General features: G+C 65.4%; 5 protein-coding genes, 1 tRNA gene and 1 pseudogene. 2 read left to right on the top strand and 5 right to left on the bottom strand.

Annotated features, from left to right (window positions below; all coding sequences use genetic code 11):
* A pseudogene (locus ACIRA7_RS15095) lies at positions 1-618 on the top strand (hypothetical protein); the annotation flags it as partial.
* Between the two features lie 31 nt (positions 619-649).
* Positions 650-1141 carry a RidA family protein gene (locus ACIRA7_RS15090; protein ID WP_396221667.1) on the top strand — a complete coding sequence of 164 codons (492 nt, stop codon included), beginning with the start codon at positions 650-652 and terminating at the stop codon, positions 1139-1141.
* 99 nt (positions 1142-1240) lie between these two features.
* Here the strand turns inward: ACIRA7_RS15090 and ACIRA7_RS15085 are convergent.
* The 5 genes from ACIRA7_RS15085 to ACIRA7_RS15065 form a co-directional block, all read right to left on the bottom strand.
* Positions 1241-1313 (bottom strand) — tRNA-Phe (locus ACIRA7_RS15085).
* A gap of 69 nt (positions 1314-1382) precedes the next feature.
* The gene (gene queF, locus ACIRA7_RS15080; protein ID WP_396221666.1) at positions 1383-1778 is read right to left on the bottom strand and encodes a preQ(1) synthase; all 396 of its coding nucleotides are present in this window, start codon (positions 1776-1778) and stop codon (positions 1383-1385) included.
* 30 nt (positions 1779-1808) lie between these two features.
* Positions 1809-2729 carry a rhomboid family intramembrane serine protease gene (locus ACIRA7_RS15075; RefSeq protein ID WP_396221665.1) on the bottom strand — a complete coding sequence of 307 codons (921 nt, stop codon included), beginning with the start codon at positions 2727-2729 and terminating at the stop codon, positions 1809-1811.
* Between the two features lie 45 nt (positions 2730-2774).
* The gene (locus ACIRA7_RS15070; protein WP_396221664.1) at positions 2775-3803 is read right to left on the bottom strand and encodes a D-alanine--D-alanine ligase; all 1029 of its coding nucleotides are present in this window, start codon (positions 3801-3803) and stop codon (positions 2775-2777) included.
* A gap of 4 nt (positions 3804-3807) precedes the next feature.
* The coding region (locus tag ACIRA7_RS15065; protein ID WP_396221663.1) for a pyridoxal-phosphate dependent enzyme at positions 3808-4606 on the bottom strand (799 nt) is incomplete at its 5' end.

Here is a 4606-nt window from a genome sequence, read left to right as displayed (position 1 = left end):
GCCGGCGTGATCTCGAACAAGACCGGCGCGGTGATCATCGGGCACGAAACCGCGGCGAATCTGGCACGGGCCTACGACGTGCCCGATGCCAGGCTGATCACCGTGATCGGCGGGGAAGACTACGACTTCGACGATTTTTCGCTCAAGGTCATCCCCAACATTCACAGCGCCTTGGACGACAAGCACTACTACAACAACACGCGCGGTATCACCGGCAACGCGCCGCGCGGGCTCAAGGCACCGCTCCGTCGCAAGGATTACGTGGAAGGCGGCAACCTCGCCTACCTGCTGCGCATGGGCGGCCACGAAGTGCTGATCATGGGCTCCATGAACTACATCGAGCGCGAGATGGTGGGGCTGCGCCCCGACATTGCCCTGATCGGATCCAATAGCCAACGCCTGGAGGTGTACCAGTTTACGGGGCGCCTCATGAAAGCTCTCGGCAATCCGGCCGTGGTCATTCCCACGCACGCCGATGCCTACGGCGATCCCAAGCCGTCGGCGGCAGCGCTGGCCGACCGCAAGAAATTCCAGCAGGAAGTGGCGACCGCGTCCCCGAAGAGCCGCTTCATCAGTCCCACGTGGTTTACCCCCATTGTCATCCCCGCACGCCGATAATCCCTCTTCTTCACGCTCTTTCCATCATCCCATGACGTCCTCTCCGATCAGCCGCGCGTTCTTTCTGATGACCGTGGTACTGGCCATGCCCGCGGCCCTGCACGCCCAGAGCACCACCCCGGCCCCCATGAGCACGCGGCAGGTCATCAACCCGCCGGGGATTGCACCGCTGGTGCCCGCCTATTCCGTGGCGGTGCGTGACGGCGATCTGGTGTACGTGTCGGGCATGACCGGCATCAAGCCCGGCACGCAGGACATCATCGAAGGCGGGGTGATCGCGCAAACCCGGCAGACTCTCGAGAACATCAAGGCGTCGGTGACGGCCGCCGGGGCGACCATGGCCGATCTGAACGAGTGCACCGTGTTCCTGATGGACATGGCGGATTACGCCGCCATGAACGGCGTGTACATCGAGTACTTCAAGGTGAACCCGCCGGTTCGGGCGGCACTGGCCGTGTCGGCCCTCCCGCGGCCAGCCGCCCGCGTGGAGATCAAGTGCAGCGGACGCGTGCACGCGCGGTAAGCGCGCGCCCGGTGCGGGATTCACACCGCGTGGAACGAAAAAACCGCGCCGGATCGCGAGTGACGCGATCCGGCGCGGTTTTTGTCCGTTCACCAACAGTGGCTTGGGACGGAATCGAACCGCCGACACGCGGATTTTCAGTCCGCTGCTCTACCAACTGAGCTACCAAGCCAAACCAACAACAGACCCGCAGGCTAACCACAACAGGGGGCATTCCGCAAGCGCTCCCCCGCCACCCCACTCACGCCGGCTTCGTCGCCGTCGCCGTAATGATGCTCTTCAACCCGCCACGCACGTTGAAATCCCCCACCACCGTCATCGTACGCGGATGGCACGCCGCTACCAGATCGTCCAGGATCGTGTTCACCGCCCGCTCGTAGAAAATGCCGTCGTTGCGGAAGCTCCAGAAATACAGCTTCAGGCTCTTCAGCTCGAGACACAACTCGGCCGGCTGGTACGTGATCCGGATCGTCGCGAAGTCGGGCGCCCCGCCCTCCAGCAGACGCAGCTCCACGGCATCGGTCTCGACGCCGCCGAGCGGACAGAGCGACGTGAATTCCGTCGTCTCCATGAAAATTTCGTAGGTCCGGTCCGCGTAGGGATTCGGAAACGTCTCCAGCAGTTCAGGCTTGGGCATCCCCGAATGTAATGCGGGAACGCACCACGGTCAGCTGAGGTCGCGAAGCCGCTGCGACCATTCGTCCAGCAGCAGCCGCTCCGCCGTCGTCAGACTTTGCATCCCCTCGGCCGCAATCTTGTCCAGCACGGCGTCCAGCGCGGTGCTCGGCTGCGGCGCCACCGCCGCCTGACCAGGACGCGGCGAGGGACGCGGCTCGGGACGCACCCGCGACACCGCCGCCTTGCTCTGCGCCACGATATCGTCCACCTCCCGCTCCCGCGGGCGCGACGACTTGGGCACCGCGCGCGGCGTATCGTCGCCGTAGTCGGGCGCCGACGCAATACGCGTGCGGAACCGGCCCAGGCTGTCGGCCCCCGGCGCGCGGAGGTACACCCACCCCGCCAGCATACCGCCGATGTGCGCCGCGTACGCCGTGCCGCCAAGGCTGCCCGAATCAACCACCGCCATCGTGATGTTGATCAGCGCCATGAACACCACCAGCCACTTCACCTTCATCGGCACCACGCCGAAGAACAGCACTTCATCGTCGGGCCACCGCGACGCGTACGCCACCGCGATGCCGAGAATCGCCGCCGACGCGCCCACCAGTGTGCCGCCGTCGCGCTGGAACATGTAGTGGAACGCCCACCCGCCAAGGCCACACCACAGGTAATACCACACGAACGTGCTGCCCCCCCACGCCCGCTCCACGCGTGGTCCGAACAGCCACAGCGTCCACATGTTCAGCAGCAGGTGCATCAGGCCACCATGCACGAACATGTACGTCCCGATCGTCCACAACGCATGCGACGCGAGATCGCCGGCCGAATAGCCAAGCCAGTTCGCCATGTTCGCATCGCCAACCAACGTCGCCTGCACGAAGTACACGCCCACGCACACCCCGATCAGCCAGTACACGGCCTGTGGGTTGCGGGGCTCATCGAAATCGTCGTACGTCACGTAGGTCATGGCAGGACGCGAAAAGACGCGGGAAGAGCGACGGGAGCCACGGCGTCAGTGCCGTCGCCGATCCCGGTTCGTGAGCGCCAACTGCACGATGCGCTCACAGAGATCGGGAAACAAGACGCCGGCCGCCGCCGCCGCCTGTGGGATGAGACTGGTCGGCGTCATCCCCGGCAACGTGTTGGCCTCGAGACACCACGGCTGTCCCTGAGGGTCCAGCCGGAAGTCGATACGGGCGTAGCCCCCCAGCTTCAGCGCCACGAACGCCTTACGCGCCTGATCCGCGAGCGTGCTCTCAAGCTCCGGCGACAGTTCGGCCACGAACTCCTTCGCCATCCCCGGCGTATACTTGCATTCGTAATCGTACAGCTCCTTCACCGGCACGATCTCGATCGTCGGCAACACGTCGTCGCCGAGAATGCCGACCGTGAGCTCCTGCCCGGGCACGAACCGCTCCACCATGACTTCATCGTCGTACTTGAACGCCTCGGCCACGGCGGCGGCCAGATCTCCCGGCGCCCGTACGATCGACAGACCGACCGTGCTCCCCTGCTTCGACGGCTTCACCACCACCGGCCAGTCCAGATAGCGGCCAACTTCGTCGGCATCCATCGCCCCGTGAGCCGGCGCCATCATCCAGTCGGCGGTAGCGACCCCAGCGGCGCGCAGCACCACCTTCGTGAGATGCTTGTCCATCGCCAGCGCGCTCGCCAGGTGCCCGCTGCCGGTGTACGGCACGCCCACCAAATCGAGCAGCGCCTGCACGGTCCCGTCTTCCCCCTGACCGCCGTGCAGCGCCAGGAACACGCAATCCGCTTCGGTGATCTCGGGCGTAGTGCCGAGCGTTGGCTCGAGCGACGGCAGCGACAGCCCCGCCAGCACGTCGAGCGACGGCGGCGCACTCCCCACGCCAGCCGCCAGCAGCGCCCGCTCGGTCTCGCGGGTCAGCACGCCATCGGCCGGATCGAAACAGATCACCTCATGCCCCTTCTCGCGGAGCGCGACCGCGATGCGCAGCCCTGACGACAGGGACACTTCGCGTTCGGCGGACACGCCGCCCAGCAACACCGTAATTCGCATGCGCCTACCGGTGCATCAGATGTTCGAGCACGTCGAAGCGGGTCACGATCCCCTGGACCACACCGTCTTTCTTCATCAGCACGGCACGATTGCTCTTCGACAACAGCTTCGCCACGCTTTCCACCGGCTGATCGCTGTCCACCACCGGAAACGGCTGATCCATCACGTCGCTCACCGACTGATCGAGCACCTTCGGGTCGGCCAGCGACTTCGACGTGAGCTGCGATTCCGCCACGCTGCCGATGCACACGGCGCCATCCATCACCGGCACCTGCGACACGTTGTGCAGCGCCATCAGGCGGATCGCCTGACGCACCGACGCACCGGGTGACACACTCACGATCGCCGGCGCACTGGCGTCCTTGTTGCCAAGCACCGCTTCGATGGTCGTGGGCGACACGTCGAGCATCTGGTTCTCGCGCATCCACTCGTCGTTGAACACCTTGCTGAGATAGCGCTCGCCGGTGTCGCACAGGAACGTCACCACGCACGCCTCCGGATCATCCAGACGACGCGCCACGTTCATCGCCGCGTGCGCGATCATGCCGGCGGACCCCCCCACGAAGATCCCTTCTTCGCGCGTGAGCCGACGGGCCATGCCGAAGGCGTCCTTGTCGCTCACCGAGATGAACTCGTCGATCATGCTCATGTCGAGCGTGAGCGGCACGCAGTCCTGCCCCACGCCTTCCACCTTGTACGGCGCACCGGTGGGATGTCCCTCGCCCTTGCTGCGCCACAGTTCGGCCAGCACGGATCCCATGGGGTCGGCCGCGATGATCTTGATGTTCGGGTTCTTGCTCTTG

This window comes from Gemmatimonas sp., from assembly GCF_044376735.1.
GTDB lineage: Bacteria > Gemmatimonadota > Gemmatimonadetes > Gemmatimonadales > Gemmatimonadaceae > Gemmatimonas.
The sequence above is the reverse complement of the archived record's forward strand: the minus strand, read 5'-3'. Positions and strand labels throughout refer to the sequence as shown.

Bases quoted from the DNA above. Each gene is read 5' to 3' on its own strand.
- ACIRA7_RS15090 (WP_396221667.1), top strand. From the start codon at position 650: ATGACGTCCTCTCCGATCAGCCGCGCGTTCTTTCTGATGACCGTGGTA.
- queF (WP_396221666.1), bottom strand. From the start codon at position 1,778: ATGCCCAAGCCTGAACTGCTGGAGACGTTTCCGAATCCCTACGCGGAC.
- ACIRA7_RS15075 (WP_396221665.1), bottom strand. From the start codon at position 2,729: ATGACCTACGTGACGTACGACGATTTCGATGAGCCCCGCAACCCACAG.
- ACIRA7_RS15070 (WP_396221664.1), bottom strand. From the start codon at position 3,803: ATGCGAATTACGGTGTTGCTGGGCGGCGTGTCCGCCGAACGCGAAGTG.